Raw genomic sequence first — 341 nt, forward strand, 5'->3', positions numbered from 1 at the left:
AAAAAAAGTTATCGCAGGCATATCCAAATATATAGAATGGATTGATGGACCGTTGCAAAGTCGAGGCGCCACCTGTCTCTTTCCGGGAAATGCCGGAGGGGTTTAAGCTATGGCGACCAGTATTGAATTGGACAACGTTTCGAACTCGTGGGACGAGCATTCCGTCTCCAACGATCACCAGGACCTGACAGCGCCGATCCAGTTGGTGGCGCAGGCCGCACCGGCCGAGCAGGCGGCGGCACCGGCCCAAAAGGCGCCGGCTTCGGCCGAACCCGTGCCCGTCGATGTCGGCGGCGGTGCGCCAGCGGCTGCTCCGCCAGCGGCAAATGCCGCACACGAAT

The 341-nt window shown here is 60.1% G+C and carries 1 pseudogene; it reads left to right on the forward strand.

The features are described from left to right. Positions 1-109 precede the first annotated feature (109 nt). A pseudogene (locus EN852_RS37150) lies at positions 110-341 on the forward strand (hypothetical protein); the annotation flags it as partial.

Source organism: Mesorhizobium sp. M2E.F.Ca.ET.209.01.1.1 (assembly GCF_004010375.2).
In the GTDB taxonomy this organism is placed as follows: Bacteria; Pseudomonadota; Alphaproteobacteria; order Rhizobiales; family Rhizobiaceae; genus Mesorhizobium.